Below are 26043 nucleotides of genomic sequence, written 5' to 3'. Positions count from 1 at the left end.
CAATCATATGATTGTTCAGTTTTAATTAATAAATTTAATCCTTTAATAATCTGTATCGACTATTTAGGACTAGACAACTAAATATATTCCACTATTTTATATTATTAAATTGTTGAAGTTGTTTTAAAATAATGGCTTTCGATTTATTATTTAAACTTCTAGTATCATCAATTTTCAATCCTTCTGTAGATATAAACTTATGGATTTTAGCTCTCATTTTTCCTGGACCTCCACTAAAAAAAGTATATGAAAATCGCTTTTTATTATCTGCAAAAGTAATTGGTACTATTGGAATTTGATGATTTATAGCCAACCTAAACGCACCATCTTTAAATTCATCTAACAGAATATGTTCTTCTGGTACACCACCCTCTGGAAAAATGCATATGCTAACACCAGTTTTTAATCTACTTTGCGCTCTTAAAAAAACGGCTTGCCTGCTTTTTGCAGAACTTCTATCCACCAAAATACAAGTACGTTTATAAAAGAAACCAAACAATGGAATTTTGACTAATTCGGCTTTACCAACAAATACAAAAGGATTTTTAACCGAAACTAGCATAAGCATAATATCGGCCATAGAGGTATGGTTAGCAATAAACATGTAACTTTTACTGTTTTCTGGAATTTGATCGCGCTCAATTTTATATGCAAATCCCATACCTATTAAAATAAATTTTGCCCATAATCTGGCAATCCTAAAAAAGAACGGATACCAAGATTCCTTAGCAATAGAAATTAACAGAATAGGGAAAAGTATAAGTATTGGTAAGGCTACAAGTATATAAAACCAAATACGATACAATATCCAAAATATGTATTTAAAAATAACCATGAAGTTCAAAAATACATAATTGTATTGAGCTATTTTATTAAAACGTTTACCTTTGCTAACGGTTACATGATTTAGATTACTAATTAAAAAGATTCCTGCCTGCGCGGGAAATATTATGGCAAGAATACTAACAGGCATACAAAGTACAGGAACACCACATTTAGGAAACATTTTAGGCGCTATTATGCCAGCAATTAAAATGGCTGAAAACCCTAAAAATGATTCTTATTTATTTATAGCAAATTTACATACGCTAACTCAAATAAAAGATGCAAAAACGTTACGCGAAAACACTTACTCGACAGCTGCAACTTGGTTAGCTTTTGGTTTAGATATTGAAAAAACTGTATTTTACAGACAAAGTGATATCCCGCAAGTAACCGAACTATCCTGGTATTTAAGCTGTTTCTTTCCATACCAACGTTTAACATTAGCGCATAGTTTTAAAGATAAAGCTGATAGATTAGAAGATGTAAACTCGGGGTTATTTACCTACCCAATGCTTATGGCTGCCGATATTTTACTGTACGATGCCGAAATAATTCCTGTTGGAAAAGATCAAGAACAACATATTGAAATGACGCGTGATGTAGCCTCTCGTTTTCATGCTAAAGTTGGAGAAACATTCGTTTTACCTAAAGCTGAAGTGCAAAAAGACACCAAACTTATTCCTGGTACCGATGGCCAAAAAATGAGTAAAAGTAGAAATAACACCATCAATATATTTTTAGCCGATAAAAAACTGCGCAAACAAATTATGGGCATCCAAACAGATAGTACACCACTTGAAGAGCCTAAAGATTGGAGCTCTTGTAACTGTTTTGCTCTTTATAGTTTATTGGCAAATGATGTACAAATAGCCGAAATGAAAGCTAATTACGAAAATGGCGGTTATGGTTATGGGCATGCTAAACAAGCTTTATATGAATTGATTTTAGAAACTTTTGCTGAACCAAGAGAGCGTTATAATTATTATATGAATAACCTTGAAGAAATTGATAAAGCTTTAGCTATTGGTGCCGAAAAAGCGAAGTTGGTTGCTGATGATGTTTTAGGAAGGGTTCGTGAGAAGGTTGGGTACTAAACCACCTCAAATAATTTCCCAGGTAGCGGTCTAATAACACCTTTTAATTCCATAGTCAATAGAATGCTGGCTACTTTAAAAATAGGTATTTCACAATTTAAAGCTATACTATCCAATTGCTGCTTTTCGTTTTCGTTTAAGTAATTATAAATTGTTTTTTCAGTAGCATCTAACTCAACAAATAATTGTTTTTGGATGGCTGGCTTTTTATCATCTTCTAACTCCCAATTCAAAATATACGGTACATCCAGAGGTGTAGTAAGCATATGTGCTTTTTGATGCTTTATTAAATTATTGCACCCAATACTTTGAGAATCTCCAACTCTTCCTGGAACAGCAAACACATCTCGATTATAAGAATTGGCAATATCTGCGGTAACTAAACTTCCCCCTTTTTCGGCAGATTCAACAACAATTGTAGCTTCACTCAAACCTGCAATAATTCTATTTCGCTTTAAAAAATTGTTTTTGTCAAAAGTGTCACTACTCCAAAAATCCGTGAAAAATCCACCGTTTTTTTCCATATCCACCATATACTTTTTATGTACTTTAGGATAAATTTGATTCATTCCATGTGCTAAACAAGCTACGGTTTGTAAATTATGTTTCATAGCTGATTTATGAGCGGTAATATCTGTTCCGTAGGCAAATCCAGAAACAATAATAGGGTTGTAATGCACTAACTGTTCAATTAAATTTTCACAAAACGCTATACCATTTGTAGTAATTTTTCTAGCGCCAACAATACTAATAATATGTTGTTTCTTTAAATCTATATTCCCAGTTTGAAATAACAAAATAGGACCGTCAATACAATGTTTTAATTTTTCAGGATAATTATCATCTTGAAAATAAGACACATCTATACCATTTTCTTGAATAAATTGAATCTCCTTTACTGCCTCTTTTAAATGATGGGTTTTAAACAAATCGCTAATTGTAACACTACCTATACCATCAATTTTTAGAAGGTTTTGCTTCTTTTCTGTTAAAACAGCCTCGGCAGAACCGCAATGAGAAATGAGTCTTTTTGCAGTAATACCTCCAATATTCGGAACATGTTGAAGCGCCAAAGTGTAAAGCAAATTATTTTCTGTCATGCTATCTTATTGATTTTGATATTATACCAATTTAACTATAAAATATCACATATAAATCGTTTCTTTTTAGCTATAATTTCGTTAAAAAAGAAAACCGTAACGCTGCTATGCTTTACTTTTTTGCCTTATTCTAACTAAAAATAATTCAATTTCTTTATGTAACATTTCATAGCTGAATTGGTACTACAATAAAAGAATTTTTATATTGTTAATAAATAGTTAAGCCTAAATTTTATTGGAAAGCACATTTTTTTAACTTTGTTTTCATGCAATTAGAAACCTTCATTAGCGACTTATTATATAGATACGAGTGTGTAACCATTCCTGAGTTTGGTTCATTCTTAACACAACGGGTATCTGCAACTATTGATGATGCATCAAATACATTTCATGCACCAAAAAAAGTAGTGTCTTTTAATGAGCAAATTCAACAAAATGATGGATTACTAGCACATTACATTGCTGATGTAAAAAAAATCCCTTTTGAAGTAGCTAACAAAAAAATTGCTAAACGTGTTAAGCTTCTTAAATCTTACTTAACGCAAGGCGAAACACTTACTTTTAATAATATTGGAGAAATTGTTTTTAATAAAGAGGGTAAAATTTTATTTGAACCAACATATCATCTAAATTATTTAACCGATTCTTTTGGTCTATCAGAATTTGAAACACATCCTGTAATTCGCGAGGTCTATAAAGAAGAAGTTAAAGCTATAGAAAAAGTAGTTCCTATTGCAGTCACTCCAGAAAAACGTAAGTCGAAATCGTATTTAAAATATGCTGCAGTGGCTTTAATTGCCTTAACACTAGGTGGTTTTGGAGCATCAAAATTTTATGTAAATCAAATTGAGACACATAATCAATTAGCCCAAGAACAAGCTACACAACAGTTAGATACTAAAATTCAACAAGCTACTTTTAATTTAAATCCGTTACCAGCAATTACTTTAAATGTAACAAAGCAAACTGGTAATTACCATATTGTTGCTGGTGCTTTTAGAGTTGAAGAAAACTGTGATAAAAAAGTTAAACAACTAAAATCTAATGGATTTAGTGCTAGAAAAATTGGTGCTAATAAATACGGTTTACACCAAGTTGTATATTCTAGCTACGAAGGCAGACTTGACGCCTTAAAAGCTTTGCGAACTATTAAAAGAACGCATAATAGTGATGCTTGGTTATTGGTTAAAAAGCTAGACTAGTTTAGCAATCATTTTACTTCAATAATACGTAACTTTGCCACATCAAAACGTAACGATGCAAGCAAAAACTCCCGAACAATCTAAAACAACCATGACAGATATGGTTTTACCTAGTGAAACCAATCCGTTAAACAACTTATTTGGTGGCGAATTATTAGCACGTATGGATCGTGCGGCAAGTATTGCTGCCCGTCGTCACTCAAGACGTATTGTGGTTACAGCTTCCGTAAATCACGTCGCGTTTAATAGAGCTGTACCCTTGGGAAGTGTTGTAACCGTTGAGGCTAAAGTATCTCGTGCCTTTAACACCTCTATGGAAATTTATATTGATGTTTGGATGGAAGACAGAGAATCTGGTGCCAGAACCAAAGCCAACGAAGCTATTTACACCTTTGTTGCTGTAGATGAAACAGGGCGCCCTGTGAAGGTACCTGAAGTAACTCCAGAAACTAATATTGAAATAGCACGTTTCGAAGCAGCATTGCGCCGTAAACAGCTAAGTTTATTATTGGCTGGTAAAATAAAACCAAGTGATGCTACAGAGTTAAAAGCATTGTTTGATTAAATATTTCGGCAGTCGCTCCCTCCTGCGTCGGGGAGCTTCATATAATATTGGTAGTTCATGCTACTAAATACTAATGGAAAACTAATTTTCAATTGGTCTTCGACTGCGCTCAGACTGACATAACAACTTTAACTTAGTGAGATTGAACGCGAATGCAGAACTTCAAATAATAATTGTAGTTTCTTTATTTATGAAACCCTGAAACAAATTCAGGATGGCATCTTGTGTCACATTTTATAAATCCAACTCGCAGGATTTTCTGTAGATGTTCCTTTAGATAAAGTAAAACTCAAAACAGTTTCTCCATTTGAAGGGTTGGTAAAAACCTCACCAATAACCTGTTTCGTTTTTACCTTATCACCCTTTTTTACATAAACTTGAGATAAGTTTCTGTAAAGGGTTAAATAATTTCCATGGCGAATCATCACTATAGGATTTACATTTCTCATCTTCAAAATTTCACTTACCACACCATCAAAAACCGCTCGAGCTTTTGCTCCTTTTTCAGTAGCTATACGAACACCGTTACTTTTAATGGTTAACGATCTATCAATAGGGTGTGGTTGTGTCCCGTAGCCTAAACGTACAAAGCCTTTCTCTACTGGCCAAGGCAACTTACCTTTGTTAGAAATAAAGTTAGATGCTAACACGCTTTCTTCGGCAGTTAAAGCAAAACTTTTAGAACTTGTTGTTTTTCCTGCTTTTTTATTAGACTTTACTATTGCAGCTTTAATAATACGGTCTATTTCTCTATCAATTCTATTTGCTTCTCGTTGTTTTTTCTTTATTTGCGATGCATATCTAGATAAATTCTTTTTTATTGATACCATTAGTGTTTGGTGTTGCTTCCGCTCAGTTTCTAAAGATCTTTGAACAACTCTATTTTCAGCAATTAGTTTCTTTTTGTCCTCCTGTTGTTTTAATAATTGCACATTAATATCTTGAAGTTCGAAGGTTTTAGCCTTAATAATTTCGCCTTGTTGCTTCTGGTGTTCTGAATATTGTTTTATATACTTTAAACGTTTATAGGCCTGCTTAAAATCATCAGAAGACAGTAAAAACATGATTTTACTCTGTTGATTTTTACTTTTATACGACTTCACTATCATTGCTGCATAAGCTTCCTTTAACTGCTTTAATTCATCTCTTAAGCTTGAAATTTTATTTTGATTCGAGCTAATTTCTCGGGTTAGTAAATTAGCTTGTTGATTAGTAACTTTTATTAAGTTAGAAAGTACATTGATTTTATAATTGAAATCTTCAATTAAAGATAATTCAGATTTTGCTTTGGAGTTATTTTCGGTTTGTAACTCGTTAATTTTTTGAATTTCTCTACGAAGTTCTTGTCTGCGAGATTCCAATTGTTTTTGCTTATTACTTTGCGAAAAACCAAAACCACTACACAACAAAAACCCTAAAATAAAAGCAAATTTATATGTAAGCCTATTCACTTTCATTTAAAGCTCTATTTCTTTAAATCCTGATGGTATTTTAAACGGGAAACGTAAGTCTTCATTTAAAGACACGTTTTTCATTTCTAACTCTACAGTCATTTCCTCGCTAGATTCAACTGCAATTACTTTAATGCGTTCTGGGATAATTTGTGTGTCAACATCCTGGTATGCTAAATAATCAATTTGTAAATGTCTAAATTCTCTGGGTTCTGAAATTTGTTGAGACTTCACTTTAAAGTTTGACGGATTTAGCAAAAAGAAAATTTCAAATAAATCGCGTTGATTTTTTGGCTGAACAATATAAGAACTATCACCAACTGAAGCTTTATAATCGCCTGCCTTCATACGATATAAAGTTTCACCTAATAACAAGTTTTGAACTTTATCAAAATCTAATTCCGTACCTAACAAATCACTTAAATACTTATAATCACCATCAAAATAGGTTTTATCAAGCTTATTGTAAAAACTCACTTTCGTGGGTGTAACTAAGGCTCTAATTACCGAAAAAGTAGCACTTATCCATAGCGCTTCGTCTTTCTTAACTCTAAAACTAACCGTATTTGTTTGCGACTTTCCCTTTTGACTATAAGTGATTTTAAGTCTAGATTGTAGTGTCTTAAAAGAGGCAGCTTGTTTAGCATTTTCTTTTATTAATTGCCTAGTAGACAAATTATAATTTGCTTTACCATTACTAATTGTTTTTGCAGATTTGCAATTAAACAAAATCATCACAATTAAAGTTAAAATAATTTTCTTAGTTGTTTGCATCAATTTGGGGATTGTATTTGTTTTGCCTTATCACTAAACGCTTTTGCTTTAGCTGTATTGTTTAGCAAGGTATACGCTTTACTTAATTGGTTATAAAAATCGGCTTCCATTTTAGTGTCATCAATAATGTAATCTAATCCAGTTTCTAAGGATTCGAGTGATTCCTTAGGTAGATTCAATTCATTCAGAGTTACACCATTTATTAAATATAAAATGGGCTGAGAGGGATATATTTCAAGTGCTTCACCACTCTTCTCTTTTGCTAAATCGTACTTTTTTAAATCTATATATAGTAATAACACATTTCGTAAAACTCCAAAGTTGTTGGGTTCTAAATTTAATGCTGCTTCAAAATTCTCTAATGCTTTAACTTTGTCATTTTTAGCTAAATAATATTGTCCTAACTCTTCAACAGATTTACTATTATCAGTATCGCTAACCAATGCTGTAGCTTCAACTAAATCGCTTTCATATTCTGGATTATTTTTTACAAAATTCACAAAATCTTTTAGTACTTTTACTTTGGCCTCAGGCTTTATTTCAGTGCTTTTAACCACAATTTTCATTGATTCAATAGCTTTTTCAGCCTCATTATCATCCAAATAAAATTTATATAAAGCTAAATGTACTAATTGAGAATTAGGATTGATTTTTAGAAGTTCTTTAGCGGTTTCAAAAGCCTTTTCTTTTTCATTGTTTTCGCTGTAGCGGAAAATGAGTGCCAAATAATTTGATTCTTTTTCAGGGTTATTTTCAACTCTCGTTTCCAGATTCTCTATTTGGTCTTTTTTACGTCCTGTAGCTTCATAAATTCGGTTTCGCATCATATCTCTGCTAACCGAAATTCCAAATTTAGAATCTAAAGCATCTAAAATTTCTAAGGCTTCATCATATTTTTTCGTTCGCACATAAAGTGAAGCTAAATCTTCTTTATAATCAGGATGAAACCTAACAAGTTGCTTAACCGTTTTTAAAGCTTTTTCATGCTCATTTTGGGAAGCATAAAACCCGTAAAGTTCATCTAAAAACCATTCATTATCTGGGTCTTTATCTACCGCTTCTTTAAAAGCATCTTCTGCAGCTCCAAAGTTTTTAAGTTTATTATAGCTTTTACCTAATTCAAAATATAAAACAGGTACGGAATCATCAATATCTATACATTTTTGCAAAGCCTCAGCAGCTCTATCATAATTCTCTATTCCTTTTTGTTTTAGAGCCTCATAAAACAACTCTTGGAACTTATCTTCATTATCCCCTAAATCGTCATCAGGTGTTTTATTAAAATCTACTTGCGCATAGTTTATCTGCGGAAGCAAAAGTATTCCGAATAAAAAAAGTATGTAAATTAATCTTTTCATTACATATTATTTGGGCGTTACCCACAAGAGGTCGGGCTTTTCGTTACAAGTCCTCGCACCTCCTTTGTCGGGCTGTGGGCTTTCCACTGCAATCCCTAACGCAACCATCCGTCAATATTTAGCTTAAACTTATTTTGTTCTTATCCGTTAGGAGATTCCTTTTTTCAAAGGAATTTTACTCTAAAACAGAATAATCACCAATACTAATGCTAGTAAATTCGCCATTATATTTAACATTATTACCAATCATAGCATTATTTAAATTGGCGTTTTTAATTTCAGAATTTGTTTGAATCAAACTATTCTCTATGGTTGAATTTTCAATAACTGTGCCATTTCCAACCGATACAAAAGGACCAATAGTTGTGTTTTTAAGCACCACATTTTCACCAACAAAACAAGGTTCAATAATATTTGAATTTTCTAATTTCGCTGAGGATGCTACTAACTGCTCTTCGCCATCTGCTTTTAAAAACCCGAGCATACGTTGATTCGTTTCTATCGTAATGGTTTTATTACCGCAATCCATCCATTCATCTACAGTTCCTGTTTTGAAAACTTTACCATCAGCCATCATACGCTTAATACCATCGTTAATTTGGTACTCGCCACCATTCATAATGTTTTCATCCAAAATTTCTTGTAGTTTTCCTTTTAAAACAGCAACATCTTTAAAATAGTAGATACCTATTACCGCTTGGTCACTTACAAATGTTTCAGGTTTTTCAACCAACTCAACGATTTCTTGGTTATCGTTTAATTTTACAACACCGTAAGCTTCAGGATTATCCACTTGTTTTGTCCAAATAACGCTATCTGCGGTTGAATCTAAATCAAATTCTGCCCTAATTAACGTATCAGCATAAGCAATAACCGCTGGCCCTGAAAGTGATGGTTCTGCGCTCATAATAGCGTGACCTGTTCCTAAAGGTTGATCTTGGCGATAAATAGAAGCCTTTGCCCCTAATCCTTTGGCTAAATCTTTTAAACTTAAAACTACATCATCGCCAAACCATGCTGGGTCTCCTAAAACAAAGGCTATTTCTTCTATTGGTTGTTTTAATACTTTAGCAATATCTTTTACCAAACGGTGAACAATGGGTTGTCCAGCAACCGGAATTAATGGTTTTGGTACTGTTAAACTGTGTGGGCGTAATCGAGATCCTCGACCTGCCATTGGTACTATTATTTTCATTGAATAAATGTTTTTTCATTTCCGCGAAGGCGGAAATCTATTTTTATTTCTTTTAACTTTTATACCTACAAGGTTTTTAAAACCTCGCAGGATTTCCTAAGAGACTCCAGTACTACCAAAACCACCTGAGCCTCTATCTGTTTCAGAAAGCGTTTCAACTTCTTTCCATTCTGCACGCTCATGTTTTGCAATGACTAATTGAGCAATACGTTCTCCGTTATTAATGGTAAAATCTTCGTTTGAGAGATTCACTAAAATAACACCTACTTCGCCTCTATAATCTGCATCAATGGTTCCTGGCGCATTAAGCACCGTAATGCCTTTTTTAGCTGCTAAACCACTTCTTGGACGAACTTGTGCCTCAATGCCAACAGGGAGCTCCAAAAACAGCCCTGTGCCAACTATGGTTCGTTCTAAAGGTTTCAATATTCTAGATTCTGTTAAACTAGCCCGTAAATCCATGCCTGCTGAAGCTATGGTTTCATAATGTGGTAAATCGTGCCTTGATTTGTTTATTATTTTTATTTGCATGCTATTTTTTTAAAAATTGTTTAATCTGTTTTCTTTCAGACATATATACAATTCCCAAAAATACAATTAACAAGGAAATTCCAATAATATATTGACCTCTAAATTGGTAAAATGAAACGATTGATAAAATGATTGAAAGTGACAGATAGATTCCTATTTTTTTTAGGTTATACGGGACTGGATAATACTTCCTTCCAAAATAATAAGATAATAACATCATGGAAGCATAAGCCATTAAGGTTGCTATAGCTGAGCCTTTGTAACTTATTATAGGTATTAGCCAAAAGTTTAATCCAAGGGTTAATAGTGCACCAAATACAGAAATGTAAGCCCCAAATTTAGTTCTGTCTGTAATTTTATACCAAACTGAAAGGTTGTGGTAAATACCCAAACAAAAGTTTGCAATAAGGATAATGGGTACAACCCACATGGCTTCCCAATATTCTTCACTTCTTACAATGATGGGTTTCAATATATCTGCAAAAACAACAACCGCTAGTAAAATGATTGCACCAAATGCCACAAAAAACTCTAATATTCTTGCATAATTTTTTTGTGGATTTTCAGTTTTTGCATGACTAAAGAAAAAAGGCTCAATGCCTAATCGATAAGCTGTTGCAAACAATGTCATAAACAAAGCTAGTTTATAACACGCTGAATACATTCCAATTTCTGTTTTTGCAATATTTTCAGGTAGTAAATAATCTAATAAAATTCGATCAAAAGTTTCATTAATTGAAAATGCAATCCCCGCTATTAATACTGGTGTTGCATATTTTATCATTTTTCTCCATAAAACTTTATCAAAATTATATTTGATTTTAGCATAAAAAGGAAACATTAATAAAAGAGTAACGCCGCTTGCTATTAAGTTTGCTATAAAAATATAATTGATTTCAAAGTTTGGAATATAGATGCTTTCAAATAATATACTATTCGAAGCTAAGTTCTTTAATGCCAAAAGGAAGAATAAATTTAAACCTATGTTAATAACGACATTAAAAATTTTAATCACCGCATAACGCATTGGTTTTTCATTGGCTCTCAACCAAGCAAAAGGTATAATAACCAGAGCATCAAATAATAGAATCCAAGTAACGAGTTTGATATATTTCAAGTCTATATCAATCAAGCTTGATATTTGGTTTTTGAATAACCATGCGAGAATAAAAAACCCAAATGAAGTAAAAACTAATGATACTACTGCTGTACTCGTAACGTTATTTTTATCATCTTCTTTATTAAAAAATCTAAAAAAAGCAGTTTCCATACCATAGGCTAAAATCACGTTGAATAGAACGAAATATGAAAAGATGAGCTGTAATTGTCCATATTCAGCTACTGATGAAAGAACGCCTTCTGTTGTATAAAGTGGCACTAACAAAAAGCTTAACATTCTTGGCAGCACAGTTGCTAACCCGTAAATAAATGTCTGCTTAAATAATGACTTAAGTGCGCTCAAAAAGTAGATAGTTTAATAGGCTAAAAATAGTGCTTTTATAACAAAAAAACCTAACTCGTTAAAGTTAGGTTTTGATTTATATAGATTCTTCGCTTACGCTCTGAATGACCCTCTAACTATTCAAAGCTTCAGCACCTCCAACAATCTCAAGGATTTCGTTCGTAATAGCTGCTTGACGTGCTTTGTTGTATGTTAATTTAAGTTGGTCTCTTAACTCAGTAGCATTGTCAGTTGCTTTATGCATTGCCGTCATACGTGCACCATGCTCTGAAGCAAAAGAATCTCTAATCCCTTTATACAATTGTGTTTTTAAAGACTTAGGGATTAATTCTTCAACAATCTCTAGTTTTGATGGTTCAAAGATGTAATCTGCATTAGTATTAGCTTCACCTTGAACTGGAACAATTGGTAAAAACTGTTCAGTCATAACAATTTGAGTTGCTGCATTTTTAAATTTGTTGTAAACAATTTCAATTTTATCAAATTCGCCATCAACAAATTTTTCCATTAATAACTCAGCAATTTCAGCAACATTATCAAAGGTTAAATCGTCATAAACCTCACTTTTATTAGCTATAACTCTATTGGTTTTCTTAAAGGCATCATTGGCTTTTTTACCAATAACCAGATAAGAAACCTCTTGATTAGCATAAGTTTCATCAGTTAGCTTATTAACTTCCTTAATAATATTTGAATTAAATGCTCCAGCCAAACCTCTATTAGAAGTAATTGGTACTAAAAGCACTTTCTTTAATTCACGTTGTTCAGAAAATGTACTTCCAGAATCTGCATCTAAAGTGGCGCTTAAACTTTGTAAAAGCTCCGTTAACTTATCTGCATAAGGACGCATTGCTGTAATAGCATCTTGTGCCTTCTTTAACTTTGCAGCCGATACCATTTTCATGGCACTGGTAATCTGCATCGTTGAAGATACTGATGATATTCTGTTACGTATTTCTTTTAAATTTGCCATTCTTTAGTTTATAAAGACTCTTCGACTGTGCTTAGAGTGACATTAAATTTATTATTATGCTCTATACTTTCCTGATAAATCTTTTGCTACAGTTGTTAATGTATCTGTAACCTCATCAGTTAATTTACCTGCTTTTAATGTACTTAAAACACCTGCATGTTTAGCCTTTAAGAATTCAATGAAATCTCTTTCAAATTCTTTTACTTTTTCAACAGGAACATCTTTTAATAAGTTTTTAGATCCCGCATAGATAATTGCTACTTGATCTTCAACAGTAAACGGATCGTTTTGAGCTTGCTTTAAGATCTCAACATTACGCTTACCTTTTTCAATTACATTTAAAGTAACCGCATCTAAATCTGAACCAAACTTTGCAAAAGCTTCTAACTCACGGAATTGCGCTTGATCTAATTTTAATGTACCTGCCACCTTTTTCATTGATTTAATCTGTGCATTACCACCAACACGAGATACCGAGATACCTACGTTAATTGCAGGACGTACACCAGAGTTAAATAAATCTCCATCCAAGAAGATTTGTCCATCAGTAATAGAAATTACGTTTGTTGGAATATATGCAGAAACGTCACCTGCTTGTGTTTCAATAATTGGTAAAGCAGTTAAAGACCCACCACCTTTTACAATTCCTTTTAAAGAATCTGGAAGGTCGTTCATATCCTTAGCAATTTCATCATTGTTTATAACTTTAGCTGAACGCTCTAATAATCTAGAGTGTAAGTAAAAAACATCTCCAGGATATGCCTCACGTCCTGGTGGACGACGTAATAATAAAGATACCTCACGGTAAGCAACTGCTTGTTTTGATAAATCATCAAATACAATTAAAGCTGGACGACCAGTATCTCTAAAATATTCTCCAATAGAAGCTCCTGTAAACGGTGCATAAACTTGCATTGCAGCAGGATCTGATGCATTTGCAGCAACTATAGTTGTATAAGCTAAAGCTCCTTTTTCTTCTAATGTTTTAGCGATTAAAGCTACAGTTGAAGCCTTTTGACCTACAGCAACATATATACAATATACAGGCTCACCTGCATCGTAAAATTCTTTTTGATTTAAGATGGTATCAATACAAACTGCTGTTTTACCAGTTTGACGATCACCAATAACCAACTCACGTTGACCACGACCTACAGGAATCATTGCATCAATTGATTTGATACCTGTTTGTAATGGTTCAGTTACTGGCTCTCTAAAAATAACTCCAGGTGCTTTACGCTCTAGAGGCATTTCATAAGTTTTACCAGATATTGGTCCTTTACCATCAATTGGGTTACCTAATGTATCAACAACACGACCAACAATACCTTCACCTACATTAATAGAAGCAATTCTAGACGTACGTTTTACAGTTGAACCTTCTTTGATTCCTACTGACCCTCCTAATAATACGATACCTACGTTATCTTCTTCAAGATTCAGTACAATACCTTCTAATCCGCCTTCGAATTCTACTAACTCACCATATTGCGCGTTAGCTAATCCGTAAGCACGAACAATACCATCACCTACGGTTAATACAGTTCCTACTTCATCTAATGAAGCGCTAGCCTCAAAACCTGAAAGTTGTTGTTTTAAGATTGCTGATATTTCAGCTGGTTTTACTTCTGCCATCTTATTGTTTATTTAGATCTAAAAGACCTTAGTTTAATGTAAATTCTTGTTTTAATTTATTTAGTTGATTTGCAACACTTGCGTTGTACTGCACATCTCCTATACGTAATATGAAACCACCTAAAATGCTTTCATCTATGATGTTTTCTACTTCAACATCTTTACCTGTAAGTTCTTTTGCTTTTGCTAAAACTTTCTTCTTTAAACCTGCTGATAATTCTACTGCAGTAGTAACTGTTGCTACTTCAATACCTTTTGATTCATCAAATAACTGGTTGTATTTTGATGCTACATGCTCTATAATAGAAATTCTATTATTACTCATTAGAGTATCAATTAGACTCAACGTGTTCTTATTAGATTTTTTAAATACTTCTAATAAAACTGCTTTTTTATCTGAAGAAGAAATTACAGGACTTTGAAGCGCATCGTTTAACTCTTTATTATCTGCTATAGTATCAACAATTAGCTTCATATCATTATTTACTGCATCGGCAGTTTTTTGATCTGTAGCTAAACTTAATAATGCTTTTGCATAACGTATTGCTGCTCTTGCTCCCGCCATTATAACTTAGTTTAATGATTTTTCACCTAACATCGTTTCAACCAATTCTAATTGTTTGTCTTTGTTAGATAATTCAGTACGTACTACTTTTTCGGCGATTTCAACTGATAAGTTAGCTACTTGCGATTTTAAATCTGCAATAGCTGCTTTCTTTTCGCCCGCAATAGCTGCTTGAGCTTGCTCTATAATTTTATTAGCCTGCTCTTGAGCTTCTCCCTTAGCATCATCAATCATTTTATTCTTGATTTCGCGTGCTTCTTTCAACATGGTTTCACGCTCTGCTCTAGCTTCTTTTAAAATACGTTCATTATCTGCATGAAGGTTTTGCATTTCTAACTTCGCTTTTTCAGCAGAGTCTAATGCATTTTTAATTCCTTCTTCTCTCTCTTCAACAGCTCCTAAAATAGGTTTCCAAGCAAATTTTCTTAAAATGAATAGCAATACTAAAAATGTAATTGCTGTCCAAAAAACCAATCCAAACTCAGGTGTAATTAAATCCATTTCTTTTTGTTTTAAATAACTTAAATTTTAAAAAACACTGAAGTAACCAACCGTTACTTCAGTATTCTTAATGTTTTTACCCTTGTAAGAAAGCAACAACAACACCAAACAGTGCTACCGCTTCTACGAAGGCTGCTAAGATTAATGCAGAAGATTGAATTTTTCCGTGCATTTCTGGTTGACGTGCCATAGCTTCCATAGCAGACCCACCAATCTTACCAATACCAACACCAGCTCCAATAGCTGCTAAACCAGCTCCAATAGCTGCAATTCCAGTAATAGTCATAATATAAAATTTAAATTAATTAATGATGTTCTTCTTCTGTTGCCATTCCAAAATAAAGGGCCGACAATATTGTAAATATATATGCTTGTATTGCTGTAACAATAATTTCAATAACTGTAATAAACAACGAGAATGCTACAGATACTGGTGCAATTGCAACAGACTTAAAAACAAATATTAATGACATTAATGCTAATATAATAACGTGACCTGCTGTAATGTTAGCAAACAAACGAATCATTAACGAAATTGGTTTTACAAACATCCCGATAATTTCAATAGGCATTAAAAATATTTTCATTGGTACTGGAACACCTGGCATCCAAAAGATATGTTTCCAATAATTCTTGTTACCGCTAAATGTTGTGATTATAAAAGTAAATACCGCTAGCGTACACGTAAATGCAATATTCCCACTTAAGTTAGCTCCATTTAAAATTGGTATTAAACCAAATATATTATTAATCCATATAAAGAAAAATATAGTTAATAAGTAAGGCATATACTTTTTATATTTATGCTCACCAATCATTGGTTTTCCAATTTCATCTCTAACAAATATTACGAGTGGCTCTATAAAACCCGCAATACCTGTAGGTACATTATCTTTAGATTTTTTATAATTTCTTGCGGTTGCAAAAAAGATTAATAATAATACGATTACAGAAACCCACATCATAAAAACGTTTCTTGTAATAGAAAAATTTAATGGCTTAGAGGCGTTAGTAGGATGATGTTCTTCATCAAATGCAATTGTGTTCGCATTTGAATCTAATTGATATATTTTTTCGTGAAATTTCACGAATTTTTCACCATTTTTTTCAACAATAGTATGTCCTGAATCATCATGATGAAATTCGCTAGACATAAATGTAGTTAATCCATTGTCTGTCCAAAGTATAATTGGTAATGGTAGTGATACTGAGTGTCCTTTCCAGTCCCAAAGATGAAAACCATGAGCGTCTTTTACGTGATGCAAAATCATCTCTTTAGGGTTGAACTCTTTATCGTCTTTGTTCTCTATATCTTCAATAGCATATCCAGCAAATGATATTGCTATAAATAGTGCAGAAAATAATACGTTTTTAAAGGTGTTTAATATCATTCCGTATCGCTTAAAAATACCTTGCTTTAAATTCGGTGCAAATGTACACACATAAAATGAATTTGCAAATAATAATTTAATGATTATTTAGCAGTATATTTTTAACTATGTTGTGATGATAAAATTGTTACTTTTTTTGAAGAATTCTGGTCACAGAGTAAACTTCAAAAGTAAGAAAAACAAAATAAGGTATAAAAAAGTTAGCAAGATCGTTACCTTTTTGTTCTGGTTTTGATAAAATCCATGGCAATAAAAATACCATAATTAATACCATTTTTAAAAGCATTCCTAATATAAAGGTATTGAATACTTCTGTTTTACCAATAGACTCTCGGTAGTTAATTAATGTATAAATTATAATGATAGTAACTACATGAAATACATAGATGTGCCACAACGGAAAAAATAATACAACTCCTTTTACAAAATGAAAGTTTAAATAGCTATGAACACCAAATAACAAAACACTTAAAGCAATGAGTTGAATAAGAAAGTTAGTTTCTCTCTTTTTAAAAAGATTATTCATTTATTGTTCCTCTTTTGAAGTTGCAATAATACGCCTAATTATATATATTATTGATATAATTACAGAAGACAATGTGGCAAAAAGCGTAAATAAGTTATGTTTGTTAGGATAATTTTCATCTAACTTATAACCTATAAAAGTTCCAACACCTATAATAGCAAACATTTGAACAGCAAGTCCTGAATATCTGGCGTAAGTATTAAGCTGTTTTTCCAGCTTCTGGCTTTCTTTGTTGCTGTTGTTGTATTGTTGCTTGTCCGCCATTGTTCATCTCTTTTACCGTACCTTTCATAACGCATGTAACATTAAATGTTGCTCCAGGTTCCACCGCTAATTTACCAGCAACAACTTCGCCTTCAATATGTGCTGATGCTTTTAAAGTAAGTGTCCCAGACAATGCTAGTTTACCAGAAAACTTACCTTCAAAATACGCATCTGTTCCGTTTAAGGTTCCTTTTATTAATCCAGATTTACCAACAACTACTTTTCCTGATGTTTTGATATTTCCTTCAATAATACCATCTATTCTTAAATCACCTTGACTTGTTACGTCGCCAACCATTTTAGTGCCTTGAGCAATAATATTTTGGTTTGATGTGCCTTCTGTCATTTGCTTTTCTTTTTTGTTTTCAGAGAACATAATAATTTGGGGTTAAGTTAATTGTTATCGATATTCAAATAGGCATCCAAATTTTTATGAATTTGAATGATTTTATAATTTGTAGATGATACTACAAAATAAGGGGCTTTTATTTTATCTTGATCTTCTTCAGTTAACAACTGATTAAAAGTTTTTGCTACTTGTTCCGTTTTCAATCCATGAACCACTACAAGTTTTGTATTTGGGTTATACACATCTACTGAGGCATTCAACTTATAATATTTAACATGTTCTAAAACCTCATCTAATGTTTCTTTAAAGCTTGAGATAGTTTCTGGCTGTTGATCTTTAAACTGAAAAATCACTTTATAATTATCAGGTATACTATCGGTTTCCTTAACAAATTCTTTACTTGCTAATTTAGGCAAAATATTAGACTCAATGTTTTGAGCTTGCTTACCCTCTGAGGTGTTGGCGTAAGTAATAGCCAGATAATTAACTGCTTTTTTGTATGCGTCATAACCATATAAACGGCCTGTAGCTGTAGCTTTTAATAATTCAAACTTTGGTGCCATGGCATCGCCATCAAAGGTTTTTATATACGCTTCACTTTTTGAAATAACATTGGCATATTCTTGATTTTCATGCTGAATGTACAAGGCTTCATATAAGCTTTCAGGGCTATTTTCGTCTCGTTCGGTAACCAATTCAGGATTCTTTAATATGGTTGCATATCTTGAATCTGGATATTTAGCAATAATTTCATCTTTTGCAATTGATGCTTCTCCATTTTCTCCTAACAACTCATAAATCTTATATAAGTTATATTTTGAAGGTAATATGAGTCTTTCCTCGGGGTTACTGTTGAGAAGGTTTTGGAATTTCTCCTTTGCTAATTCGTATTCTTTAAATTTCTCTTTATAGATTAATCCTAATTGATAATAAGCATAGTTACGGTCTTTAGATATACTATCTATTTCTTTTTCTCCAGAAGGAATTTTAGATATATAGAATTGAGGGTCAAATCGTTCTTCTTCTGAAGCAGATGAAGCTACATCAATTGTTGCATTATTATCCGTAGCACTAGAAATACCTTTAGTTGACCATCTCCAATCATCTTCAAGTGGTCTATCTCCCCAAAATTTCACAAATTCATTTTTACCATAAGCTATTGTTGTTGGGTTATAAAAATAAAAAATGTTTGATTGTGATTGAGACCCTATTTTATTTACCTGAGACCCAATGGTATTAACTGTTGCTAAACCACTATTACGTTCATCAGCTTCTTGTTTTTCTTTTTCTTCTTCAGCTTTAACCTTTAAATCTTCAACAAAAGACTCAAAATAAGTCAATCTTTCTGCTTCAGTTAAATTTACTAACCTTAAAACACTATCATTTACTTTAGCAATAGATTCATAATAAATAACATCTTCTAAATTATCTCGCTTACGTTTTATAACGCGAAATGGCTTGGAATTAAGCACTAAATTACTCATAGTACTATCATAATATGCTCCGGCTTCAGCATAAACTGAAGCATCAAAATTCATATCTCCTAAAGTTTCATAATTTTTAGCTTTAAGTAACTTGTCTCTTGTATCTGTTCGTAAAGATTTATTGTAATACGCAACTGCCAATGAATCTGACCCATTTTTTAAATGATAGGCTGCAATTTGGTGATAAATTTTATCTAGATATGGACGATTTTCTCTGTTTTCTTCAAGTTCAGTAAGTAATTCGGTGACTTCTAACTTATTTCCATTTTCAAAATCGAAATTTTTGACTTTCTCTAAATAAGCCGAAATCATATAGATTCTAGGTGTTCTTCTATTGAGTTCTATAACTTTATTAAAAGCAATATTAGCACTGTCTTTATAACCTAATTTATTATATAACTGTCCTTGAATAAAACGGTAACGGCCTCTTTCATCATTATTTTTTGTAGCGTTTGATGCTATTTCTAACTGAGTAATAGCTGTATCAATAATTTTAGTATTTAAATACGCTTGTGCAAGTATGGATGTTGCATCAGCTAAATCTTGACCTTCTAAATCTTCTTGTTTTAAAAGGCGTTTAAGGTTTTCAATGGCTAATTCATCATTATCTAGTCTAATATTTGCTTTTTCTCGCCATACTTTAGCTTGATTAATCTTATCGCTTGCAGGGTATTTGTAAAGAATATAATTCAGGGCTTCTAAAGCTGGAACAAAACGCTGGTCGAAATATCTAGCTTTACCTAAAAGTAAGTAAGCTTCATCCATTTGTGGGTTCTTCTCCTTACCATCAATATTCATGCTATGCTTTTGAATAGCTTTTGCTGCTTTCTCTTCAGCTCTTGCAAAATTTTCGTTTTTAGACTGGCCAGGTAGCACAATATCTTCAAAAATTTGCATACGCTCTATGGGTAATATTTCCCAATAATTATCAAAATAAGCCTCGTTAAGTGATTTTTTGCCTTCCTCTAAGGCATTGTAGCCATTGTAAAGCGCATTAAATTCTGCAGTAATGGCTTGAAAGTTTCTATTAATGAATTTATCTTTTTTTCTTGAGCAACTAAATGCTAAAAAAGTAAGGATTAAAACTAGTAATATGGCTTTAGTAGGTGTCTTCAATGCTGGTATTTTTAGTCTAAATAATAACTATAATCTCCTATATTTATTATATAGAGTGGTAAAAATAAGCATCTTTTTGTATTTACCTAAATAATGTAACGACTTTTAAACAAATGGATTAGTTAGCAAAATGTGCTTCTAGTTCTTTTAAGGTTGCAGCGCTAGTAACCAAATCTTTAACGACCTCTCCTTTTTCTAAAACAACAATTCGCTCACAAACATCTGTAACATGCATTAAATCATGACTTGAAATTAATACCGTAATATCTTGTTTTTCAGCCAACTCTTTAATAATACTTTTAAGTCTTATTTGAGTTGTCGGGTCTAAATTTGCAAAAGGTTCATCTAAAATAATAACTTCGGGATCGCCTATTAGGGCGGCAACGATGCCTGCCTTTTTCTGATTCCCCTTACTTAAATCACGTAAATACTTTTTTTGCCCTAATATTTCGTCATGAAAAAAATCTTCGAATTGAGACACAAGAGAATCAACATCAGCTTTATTTTGCCCTCGTAATTCGCCAATAAAATAGAAATACTCTTCGGGAGTTAAATATCCTATTAAAAAGCTTTCATCAATAAATGCGGATGTAAAAGGTTTCCAATCTTCACTTTTGTTTACTTGTACATCATGGCTTTCAATATGTCCTGTTGTAGGTTGAATTAGATCTAAAAGCAAACTGAAATACGTCGTCTTTCCAGCCCCATTATTACCAACTAAACCAAAACTTTGCCCTTTAGGAATTTCAAGGTTTTTAATGTTTAAAACTTGATTTGCGTTGTATTTTTTTGATAAATTAGAAGTTGTTATCATGATGTTGTTGTTTAGTTATCGTGATCGAACGCATCAATCATTTTATATTTTGAATCTAAATATTTCTGTGTAATTGTTTTCATTAATTTTTGATGGAATACAATGCCTACTACTCCAAGAATAATTAATACCAAACATGCTATTTCGAAACCTATTAGAAAGTAAAATGCTGCAAATAACCCCATAGGTAAAAGCAATAACGGGATACCAATTAACCATTGCACTGCTCCTGTACCTTGATAATTAAATGCTGCTTTTTTGTCTAAATCAATTTTTTTTCTGTTATAAGAACCTCCTAACAATATAACATGAGTATTAACACCAATATTATAAATGGCTGCTGCAAAATGAGCAAATAAAACTTTCCATCCAAAGAACACATAAGGAATTCCTAAGACAAACATAATCAATACACTTACAGCCATTAATGTAAATTTTGACTTTAAGTATTGTTCGTATTTAAGATTTTGACTCATGAGTAGTTTATAATAACTACTATCCCAAGCTGGTATAAACTGCCCGAAATTCATCAAGAAGATTCCTGTTGAAAATACACCCACAAAAACATAAAATGGTGTCATAGTTTTAAATTGCGGATTTGTATAAATAAACAACCCATAAAGCAAACCCATTGCTATCATCCAAACTGAAGACTTTGTACGCTTATTACGCCAAATCAACTTTAAATCTAACTGCATAAAAGGTGCTATATCTCCAAAATTCTTTGTCCATTCTAAATTTGAAGCATTAACTTCTTTAATTTTTGTTTTTAAACCACTATCTAAAAACAGTTTTTGCTTTAATAATTTAAAGTTTATAATATAGCAAACTATGAGAATTAATAAAGGGACTACAATTAAAATAGGACTATCGTATATTGCATTGAAAGCACTGCCAATAATATCGTTAAAAGAGATGACATCAAAATGATTTAAAGCATACAATCCTCCCGCAACCACTACTATTGGTAAAAAGGATAATTCTTTTTCTGCTGAAAAACTTTCTATTATAAAATTTAAGAAGTTTATGATTAAAACCACAATAATCAATGCAAGCATCCAAATTAAAACATTTGTAACTGGATAATCTTTGGTGATAAGCGTAATACCAAACGGGATAATGGCAAATAATGACACATAATTAAAAAACGATACTGCCGATTTTCCTAAAACATAATTTACAACCTTACTTCTTTTTACTGGTAAAGTAAGTAATGGCTTAACGCTCATTACTGGTAGTTTTTGGAAGAAAAAACGAAAAACCAAATCGCCTATAATCCAAAAGAACAACATACTGTTAACCAGTATAAGTGGGTCTTTTTCAGGGAAAGTTTTTTTTAACACTGGATACAACCCAACTCCCATTGCTAGAAACATAGCAATAAAATATAAGCTTAAAAACCCCATAAATATTTTAATACCCAAACTTTTTCCAAAACTAGCAGACCTAAAAAAGGCCTTCCATTCTAAACTTAAAAATCGTTTTATCATTTTTGGTGGTTTTAGTTTTCTTAAAAGTAAGTATTCCAAAACTTAAAATTGTTACACTCTTTTAATCTTATATTTTTAATTTTACACTATTCATTCCTAAATTTAGGGTTTACCAAGGCTCGCATGTTCCTAATATAACTTTCCAATTCTGCGAGTTTTTCTACTGTTTCTTTTGTGCCAGCTTCTGTCAATTTATAATATTTACGGACTCTATTTCCTACTTTAGAAGCCTCAACATCTAACAAACCTTGGGCTTCTAGTTTATGCAATGCAGGATATAAAGCGCCTTCTGTTAACTGAAGCTCGTTTTTTGTAATTTCTTTTACCTTTTGGGTTATCTCATAGCCATACATTTTATCATGCTCGTTTAAAAGCTTTAAAATAATGGTGACTAGACTCCCTTTATATAAGTTTGTGCTTTTCATCGATAAACAAATGTACATAATTTATTTATGCATATAAATTCTATGTATTACTTTTTATCGAAAAAAACGAGATTTTTTTATTGGCTTCACTATTTTTGTTGAAAATTAATCTATATGTCATCATTCCATAAACTTTCAGTAAAAAATATAAAAAGAGAAACAGATAAAGCTATTAGTATTGCTTTTAACCTCCCTGAAAATCTTAAAGACATTTTTGCGTTTCAAGCAGGACAATACATTACTCTAAAAACTGAAATTGACGGCAATGAAATTCGGCGAGATTATTCACTTTGTGTATCACCTAAAAGTGGCCATTTAAAAGTTGCTGTAAAGGAAGTTAAAGATGGTACTTTTTCTGCTTATGCAAATAATACATTAAAAGTTGGTGACACCATTGAAGTAGCACCACCTAAAGGCCGCTTTACTTTTGAACCAAACGATTCAAAAACAAAAAACATAGCGCTTTTTGCTGCTGGTAGCGGCATAACGCCTATTTTAGGTATTATTAAATGTGCTTTAGAGGAAGAAGTTCATAGTAAAGTGATTTTGGTTTATGGTAATAAAACAACCAAAGACACGATGTTTTTAAATGAACTGTTGGAATTGCAACATGCATATAAAGATCGTTTTTCAATTCAATTTGTTTTTAGCCAGCAGGATGAAGATGATTCTATTTTTGGTAGAATTGAAAAAAGCACGGTTAATTATGTGATGAAAAATAAGCACAAACATATTGAAGTAGACGCCTTTTACCTTTGTGGACCTGAAGCTATGATTCTTACTGTTAAGGATGTTTTAACTGGTCATGATATTGATGAAAATAAAATTCATTTCGAATTATTTAAAGCAGCAAAACCTACTGAAGTTAAAGCTGAGGAAAATGTTGCATCTGGAAGTACTAAAATAACACTTACAGTTGATGATGAAACTTCAACTTTTGAAATGTCTCAAAAACAAACCATTCTTGAGGCTGCTTTAGATGAAGATTTAGACGCTCCGTATTCTTGTCAAGGCGGGATTTGTAGTAGTTGTTTAGCTAAAGTTACAGAAGGTGAAGCTACTATGAGGCAAAACAATATACTTACTGAAAGTGAGGTTGCTGAAGGTTTAATTTTAACATGTCAAGCGCATCCAACAACACCTACTATTGCTGTTGACTACGATGATGTTTAATTGTTATTCCTGCTAAGGTAGGACTCTTTTTATTAAATATGAAATAACTTAAAAGTGGATTCCTGCCTTAGCAGGAATGACAAGTATTCTAAATTATAGATTTAATTTTTTCAACTACAACTTCTGGAGTAATACTACTCGAAGCTTCTTTATAGTTTTCTGGATATTTATTACCGTAAACTGAAGTTGGCACTAATGGAAACTTATCCCTATCTGCAACCAACGCATAATCTTCAGGTTGATTAAACGGTGTAAAACCAGCAAAAGGATGTGTTACACCCCAAATAGTAATCACTTTTATACCTAACATGGCTGCAATATGAGCATTTCCTGAGTCCATAGAAAGCATCGCTTCTAAATTTGAAATAACATCTAATTCTTCATCTAAAGATAATTTTCCGGCTAAGTTTATAATATTGTCAAAGCTATTTTCATATTCATCTAAAATTTCAGATTCATATTTACCGCCTCCAAATAAGATAATTTGATATTCTTTAGATAACACTTCAATCACCGCTTTCATTAAACTTAAAGGATACATCTTTCCTTCATGTGCTGCAAAAGGTGCAATTCCGATACGTTTTGAGGACTGATTGCCTAATAACTTTTGAAGTTTATTGCTTAAATCAGCTTTTTCAGGAAAATTGGGTTTTGATAAATCTACCTCATAACCTAACCCTCTAAAAACATCAGCATATCGTTGATGTGTTGTTTTAAGTTGTTTGAATTCTTTACCAGAAATTAATAGTTTTTTCTCTTTTCTACCTTTGTTAATAGAAAGGAAACGCTTATTTGAAATGAAACTCTTTAATATTTTACTTCTTAGTACATTGTGTAAATCTGCGACAATATAAAACTGCTTTTTATTAAGTGATTTAGACAATTTATACAGACCAAAAACACCTTTATGTTTTCCTTTTATATCTGCTTCAAATACCTCAACATTTTCTATATCTTTAAAAAATGGCTTAAAAAAACCTCTAGTTAAAACAGTAATATAAACATTTGGATGTTGTTGGATAAATGCCCGTAAAACAGGAACCATCATAGCTACATCTCCCATAGCTGAGAGGCGTATTACTAGAATGTGTTTTTGTTTTGACATCTCAAAGATGATGATGAGATCCTGAAACAAGTTCAGGATGACAAATAGTTATTTTTGAGAACGTAATACTGGGTTTAGTTCATCATCATTATACATCTTCATCTGCTTGTAAACCTTCATGTATTTATCTCCTTTTTCAATATCACTTAAAAGCGTATCAATAGCCGTTGATAAATCAACACGCTGCTCTAATAAAATATCTAACTTTTTCTGGCAAGCTGCTTTATGTTCCGCGGAAGCGTCATTACGAGTTGCTTCCTCATTCATATGATATACTTTTAAAGCTAAAATAGATAATCTATCTACGCCCCAAGCAGGACTTTCAGTATTTATAGTCGCATCTGCTTTTACTGAAACATCTTTATATTGTTCTAAAAAATAGCTGTCAATATACTCAACCATATCAGTTCTATCTTGGTTTGAAGCATCAATTTTACGTTTTAGTGTTAATGCAGCAACAGGATTAATTTGTGGGTCTCGAATAATATCTTCATAATGCCATTGTACCGTGTCAATCCAACATTTTCTGTACAATAAATGCTCTAACAAATCACTTTTTGGATACTCATTTTTAAAAGGTTGATCTACAGTGTTAATGATGTGGTATTTTGCAATAACATCTTGAAATATCTTGTTAGCTTTACTAGTGAACATATCTACCGTTTTTTTCAAGTA

The 26043-nt window shown here is 32.2% G+C and carries 27 protein-coding genes; 4 read left to right on the top strand and 23 right to left on the bottom strand.

The window, feature by feature from the left end:
- Window positions 1-91 precede the first annotated feature (91 nt).
- Window positions 92-835, bottom strand: coding sequence for a lysophospholipid acyltransferase family protein (locus Q0870_RS02120; protein WP_298550624.1), 744 nt, complete (start codon window positions 833-835; stop codon window positions 92-94).
- Window positions 836-950: 115 nt separating this feature from the next.
- Here Q0870_RS02120 and trpS point away from each other — a divergent pair, with 115 nt between their 5' ends.
- Window positions 951-1919 carry a tryptophan--tRNA ligase gene (gene trpS, locus Q0870_RS02115; protein ID WP_298550603.1) on the top strand — a complete coding sequence of 323 codons (969 nt, stop codon included), beginning with the start codon at window positions 951-953 and terminating at the stop codon, window positions 1917-1919.
- On the opposite strand, the gene dprA is transcribed toward trpS, so the two are convergent.
- Window positions 1916-3019 carry a DNA-processing protein DprA gene (dprA, locus tag Q0870_RS02110; RefSeq protein ID WP_298550600.1) on the bottom strand — a complete coding sequence of 368 codons (1104 nt, stop codon included), beginning with the start codon at window positions 3017-3019 and terminating at the stop codon, window positions 1916-1918. The two genes, trpS and dprA, sit on opposite strands and share 4 nt — an antisense overlap.
- A 266-nt stretch (window positions 3020-3285) precedes the next feature.
- On the opposite strand from dprA, the gene Q0870_RS02105 reads away from it, so the two are divergent.
- A complete protein-coding gene (locus tag Q0870_RS02105; RefSeq protein WP_298550598.1) occupies window positions 3286-4221 on the top strand; it encodes an SPOR domain-containing protein in 936 nt (311 codons plus the stop codon).
- A 55-nt stretch (window positions 4222-4276) separates the two neighbouring features.
- The gene (locus Q0870_RS02100) at window positions 4277-4786 is read left to right on the top strand and encodes an acyl-CoA thioesterase (protein ID WP_298550596.1); all 510 of its coding nucleotides are present in this window, start codon (window positions 4277-4279) and stop codon (window positions 4784-4786) included.
- Between the two features lie 227 nt (window positions 4787-5013).
- Here Q0870_RS02100 and Q0870_RS02095 read toward each other — a convergent pair whose 3' ends face one another.
- From Q0870_RS02095 to Q0870_RS02005, 19 genes are all read right to left on the bottom strand, one after another.
- The gene (locus tag Q0870_RS02095) at window positions 5014-6243 is read right to left on the bottom strand and encodes a peptidoglycan DD-metalloendopeptidase family protein (protein ID WP_298550594.1); all 1230 of its coding nucleotides are present in this window, start codon (window positions 6241-6243) and stop codon (window positions 5014-5016) included.
- Window positions 6244-7011: a DUF4292 domain-containing protein gene (locus Q0870_RS02090; protein ID WP_298550593.1), complete on the bottom strand. Its 768-nt coding sequence runs from the start codon at window positions 7009-7011 to the stop codon at window positions 6244-6246. It abuts the gene before it with no gap.
- Window positions 7011-8369 (bottom strand): tetratricopeptide repeat protein, encoded by a 1359-nt coding sequence (locus Q0870_RS02085; RefSeq protein WP_298550591.1) that lies wholly within the window; start codon window positions 8367-8369, stop codon window positions 7011-7013. Before Q0870_RS02085 ends, Q0870_RS02090 begins: the two co-directional genes overlap by 1 nt.
- Before the next feature lie 175 nt (window positions 8370-8544).
- Complete coding sequence (locus Q0870_RS02080; RefSeq protein WP_298550589.1) at window positions 8545-9564, bottom strand: sugar phosphate nucleotidyltransferase; 1020 nt, start codon at window positions 9562-9564, stop codon at window positions 8545-8547.
- Window positions 9565-9660: 96 nt separating this feature from the next.
- Entirely contained in the window at window positions 9661-10095 is a 435-nt protein-coding gene (gene dut, locus Q0870_RS02075; RefSeq protein WP_298550587.1) for a dUTP diphosphatase, read from the bottom strand.
- Window position 10096: 1 nt separating this feature from the next.
- On the bottom strand, window positions 10097-11557 hold the full coding sequence (locus Q0870_RS02070) for a polysaccharide biosynthesis C-terminal domain-containing protein (protein WP_298550586.1): 1461 nt from the start codon (window positions 11555-11557) through the stop codon (window positions 10097-10099).
- Between the two features lie 112 nt (window positions 11558-11669).
- Window positions 11670-12530 (bottom strand): ATP synthase F1 subunit gamma, encoded by an 861-nt coding sequence (gene atpG, locus Q0870_RS02065; protein ID WP_298550584.1) that lies wholly within the window; start codon window positions 12528-12530, stop codon window positions 11670-11672.
- 54 nt (window positions 12531-12584) lie between these two features.
- The gene (atpA, locus tag Q0870_RS02060; protein ID WP_298550582.1) at window positions 12585-14165 is read right to left on the bottom strand and encodes a F0F1 ATP synthase subunit alpha; all 1581 of its coding nucleotides are present in this window, start codon (window positions 14163-14165) and stop codon (window positions 12585-12587) included.
- A gap of 28 nt (window positions 14166-14193) precedes the next feature.
- Entirely contained in the window at window positions 14194-14730 is a 537-nt protein-coding gene (atpH, locus tag Q0870_RS02055; RefSeq protein ID WP_298550580.1) for an ATP synthase F1 subunit delta, read from the bottom strand.
- Window positions 14731-14736: 6 nt separating this feature from the next.
- Entirely contained in the window at window positions 14737-15231 is a 495-nt protein-coding gene (locus tag Q0870_RS02050) for a F0F1 ATP synthase subunit B (protein ID WP_298550579.1), read from the bottom strand.
- 76 nt (window positions 15232-15307) lie between these two features.
- Window positions 15308-15517, bottom strand: coding sequence for an ATP synthase F0 subunit C (gene atpE / locus Q0870_RS02045; RefSeq protein WP_034042296.1), 210 nt, complete (start codon window positions 15515-15517; stop codon window positions 15308-15310).
- Window positions 15518-15536: 19 nt separating this feature from the next.
- Complete coding sequence (gene atpB, locus Q0870_RS02040) at window positions 15537-16622, bottom strand: F0F1 ATP synthase subunit A (protein WP_298550622.1); 1086 nt, start codon at window positions 16620-16622, stop codon at window positions 15537-15539.
- 127 nt (window positions 16623-16749) lie between these two features.
- Window positions 16750-17148, bottom strand: coding sequence for a hypothetical protein (locus Q0870_RS02035; RefSeq protein WP_298550578.1), 399 nt, complete (start codon window positions 17146-17148; stop codon window positions 16750-16752).
- The gene (locus Q0870_RS02030; protein ID WP_298550576.1) at window positions 17149-17412 is read right to left on the bottom strand and encodes an AtpZ/AtpI family protein; all 264 of its coding nucleotides are present in this window, start codon (window positions 17410-17412) and stop codon (window positions 17149-17151) included.
- Window positions 17348-17788: a polymer-forming cytoskeletal protein gene (locus tag Q0870_RS02025; protein WP_298550574.1), complete on the bottom strand. Its 441-nt coding sequence runs from the start codon at window positions 17786-17788 to the stop codon at window positions 17348-17350. The genes Q0870_RS02030 and Q0870_RS02025 overlap by 65 nt, the downstream gene beginning before the upstream one ends.
- A gap of 17 nt (window positions 17789-17805) precedes the next feature.
- Window positions 17806-20361, bottom strand: a complete 2556-nt coding sequence (locus tag Q0870_RS02020) for a hypothetical protein (RefSeq protein ID WP_298550572.1) — start codon at window positions 20359-20361, stop codon at window positions 17806-17808.
- 118 nt (window positions 20362-20479) lie between these two features.
- A complete protein-coding gene (locus Q0870_RS02015) occupies window positions 20480-21175 on the bottom strand; it encodes an ABC transporter ATP-binding protein (RefSeq protein ID WP_298550570.1) in 696 nt (231 codons plus the stop codon).
- 11 nt (window positions 21176-21186) lie between these two features.
- Window positions 21187-22665, bottom strand: a complete 1479-nt coding sequence (locus Q0870_RS02010) for a DUF5687 family protein (protein ID WP_298550568.1) — start codon at window positions 22663-22665, stop codon at window positions 21187-21189.
- Window positions 22666-22751: 86 nt separating this feature from the next.
- On the bottom strand, window positions 22752-23090 hold the full coding sequence (locus Q0870_RS02005) for a PadR family transcriptional regulator (protein ID WP_298550566.1): 339 nt from the start codon (window positions 23088-23090) through the stop codon (window positions 22752-22754).
- 114 nt (window positions 23091-23204) lie between these two features.
- On the opposite strand from Q0870_RS02005, the gene Q0870_RS02000 reads away from it, so the two are divergent.
- The gene (locus Q0870_RS02000; RefSeq protein WP_298550564.1) at window positions 23205-24263 is read left to right on the top strand and encodes a ferredoxin--NADP reductase; all 1059 of its coding nucleotides are present in this window, start codon (window positions 23205-23207) and stop codon (window positions 24261-24263) included.
- Window positions 24264-24351: 88 nt separating this feature from the next.
- Here the strand turns inward: Q0870_RS02000 and Q0870_RS01995 are convergent, their stop codons facing one another.
- Both Q0870_RS01995 and Q0870_RS01990 read right to left on the bottom strand, forming a co-directional pair.
- Window positions 24352-25368 carry a glycosyltransferase family 9 protein gene (locus Q0870_RS01995; protein ID WP_298550563.1) on the bottom strand — a complete coding sequence of 339 codons (1017 nt, stop codon included), beginning with the start codon at window positions 25366-25368 and terminating at the stop codon, window positions 24352-24354.
- Window positions 25369-25416: 48 nt separating this feature from the next.
- Window positions 25417-26022, bottom strand: coding sequence for a DUF4254 domain-containing protein (locus tag Q0870_RS01990; protein WP_298550562.1), 606 nt, complete (start codon window positions 26020-26022; stop codon window positions 25417-25419).
- Window positions 26023-26043 lie beyond the last annotated feature (21 nt).

The sequence above is a fragment of the uncultured Algibacter sp. genome (genome assembly GCF_947487575.1).
Classification (GTDB): domain Bacteria; phylum Bacteroidota; class Bacteroidia; order Flavobacteriales; family Flavobacteriaceae; genus Algibacter_B.
This window is presented reverse-complemented; position numbering and strand designations above follow the sequence as displayed.

Bases quoted from the DNA above. Each gene is read 5' to 3' on its own strand.
- Q0870_RS02085 (WP_298550591.1), bottom strand. From the start codon at position 8,369: ATGAAAAGATTAATTTACATACTTTTTTTATTCGGAATACTTTTGCTT.
- Q0870_RS02005 (WP_298550566.1), bottom strand. From the start codon at position 23,090: ATGAAAAGCACAAACTTATATAAAGGGAGTCTAGTCACCATTATTTTA.
- Q0870_RS02035 (WP_298550578.1), bottom strand. From the start codon at position 17,148: ATGAATAATCTTTTTAAAAAGAGAGAAACTAACTTTCTTATTCAACTC.
- Q0870_RS01990 (WP_298550562.1), bottom strand. From the start codon at position 26,022: ATGTTCACTAGTAAAGCTAACAAGATATTTCAAGATGTTATTGCAAAA.
- atpA (WP_298550582.1), bottom strand. From the start codon at position 14,165: ATGGCAGAAGTAAAACCAGCTGAAATATCAGCAATCTTAAAACAACAA.
- atpE (WP_034042296.1), bottom strand. From the start codon at position 15,517: ATGACTATTACTGGAATTGCAGCTATTGGAGCTGGTTTAGCAGCTATT.
- dprA (WP_298550600.1), bottom strand. From the start codon at position 3,019: ATGACAGAAAATAATTTGCTTTACACTTTGGCGCTTCAACATGTTCCG.
- Q0870_RS02030 (WP_298550576.1), bottom strand. From the start codon at position 17,412: ATGGCGGACAAGCAACAATACAACAACAGCAACAAAGAAAGCCAGAAG.
- Q0870_RS02000 (WP_298550564.1), top strand. From the start codon at position 23,205: ATGTCATCATTCCATAAACTTTCAGTAAAAAATATAAAAAGAGAAACA.
- Q0870_RS02095 (WP_298550594.1), bottom strand. From the start codon at position 6,243: ATGAAAGTGAATAGGCTTACATATAAATTTGCTTTTATTTTAGGGTTT.
- atpH (WP_298550580.1), bottom strand. From the start codon at position 14,730: ATGGCGGGAGCAAGAGCAGCAATACGTTATGCAAAAGCATTATTAAGT.
- Q0870_RS02080 (WP_298550589.1), bottom strand. From the start codon at position 9,564: ATGAAAATAATAGTACCAATGGCAGGTCGAGGATCTCGATTACGCCCA.
- Q0870_RS02025 (WP_298550574.1), bottom strand. From the start codon at position 17,788: ATGTTCTCTGAAAACAAAAAAGAAAAGCAAATGACAGAAGGCACATCA.
- Q0870_RS01995 (WP_298550563.1), bottom strand. From the start codon at position 25,368: ATGTCAAAACAAAAACACATTCTAGTAATACGCCTCTCAGCTATGGGA.
- Q0870_RS02120 (WP_298550624.1), bottom strand. From the start codon at position 835: ATGGTTATTTTTAAATACATATTTTGGATATTGTATCGTATTTGGTTT.
- Q0870_RS02090 (WP_298550593.1), bottom strand. From the start codon at position 7,011: ATGCAAACAACTAAGAAAATTATTTTAACTTTAATTGTGATGATTTTG.
- atpB (WP_298550622.1), bottom strand. From the start codon at position 16,622: ATGATATTAAACACCTTTAAAAACGTATTATTTTCTGCACTATTTATA.
- atpG (WP_298550584.1), bottom strand. From the start codon at position 12,530: ATGGCAAATTTAAAAGAAATACGTAACAGAATATCATCAGTATCTTCA.
- dut (WP_298550587.1), bottom strand. From the start codon at position 10,095: ATGCAAATAAAAATAATAAACAAATCAAGGCACGATTTACCACATTAT.
- trpS (WP_298550603.1), top strand. From the start codon at position 951: ATGGCAAGAATACTAACAGGCATACAAAGTACAGGAACACCACATTTA.
- Q0870_RS02015 (WP_298550570.1), bottom strand. From the start codon at position 21,175: ATGATAACAACTTCTAATTTATCAAAAAAATACAACGCAAATCAAGTT.
- Q0870_RS02100 (WP_298550596.1), top strand. From the start codon at position 4,277: ATGCAAGCAAAAACTCCCGAACAATCTAAAACAACCATGACAGATATG.
- Q0870_RS02105 (WP_298550598.1), top strand. From the start codon at position 3,286: ATGCAATTAGAAACCTTCATTAGCGACTTATTATATAGATACGAGTGT.
- Q0870_RS02010 (WP_298550568.1), bottom strand. From the start codon at position 22,665: ATGATAAAACGATTTTTAAGTTTAGAATGGAAGGCCTTTTTTAGGTCT.
- Q0870_RS02050 (WP_298550579.1), bottom strand. From the start codon at position 15,231: ATGGATTTAATTACACCTGAGTTTGGATTGGTTTTTTGGACAGCAATT.